Below are 533 nucleotides of genomic sequence, written 5' to 3'. Positions count from 1 at the left end.
ATTTCCGCCCGCGACATCCTGATCGATACGCTGCGCGTGCAGATTGCGCGCCTCAAGCGGATGCAGTTCGGCAAGTCGTCCGAGAAGCTCGATACCCAGATCGCTCAGCTTGAGCTGGCGCTCGAAGAACTCGAAGGCGAGGCCATTGTCGCCGACGCGCGTCGAGGCGATCCGGCAGCCGTCGATCGGCCGTCCCCGGTTCGGGCGCTGCCCGCCCACCTGCCGCGCGAGGAGCAGCGGATCGAGCCTGAGCAGGGTAACTGCACCTGTCCCGACTGCGGCGGCGCGCTGCGGCCGCTGGGGCAGGATAGTGACGAGATGCTCGATGCCGTGCCGGTGCAGTGGCGCGTCGTTCGGACCATCCGCCCCAAATATAGCTGCCGGGCCTGCGAGAAGATCGTGCAGGCACCCGCGCCGGTGAAGGCGATAGCGCGGGGCAAGGCAACCTTCGGCACCCTGGCCCATGTCGTCGTCTCCAAGTTCGACCATCATCTGCCGCTGTACCGCCAGGCCGAGATCATGGCCGCGCAGGG

At 67.4% G+C, this 533-nt stretch carries 1 protein-coding gene; it reads left to right on the top strand.

Annotated elements, in window-relative coordinates; all coding sequences use genetic code 11:
• Positions 1-533, top strand: a 533-nt coding sequence (locus V2I08_RS20565) for an IS66 family transposase zinc-finger binding domain-containing protein (protein WP_349636591.1), incomplete at both ends; no start/stop codon positions are given.

The organism is Sphingobium sp. MK2 (assembly GCF_040170545.1).
Taxonomy (GTDB): Bacteria; Pseudomonadota; Alphaproteobacteria; order Sphingomonadales; family Sphingomonadaceae; genus Sphingobium.
Note: the sequence above shows the minus strand (reverse complement) of the source record. Positions and strands in the feature narration are given on the sequence as shown.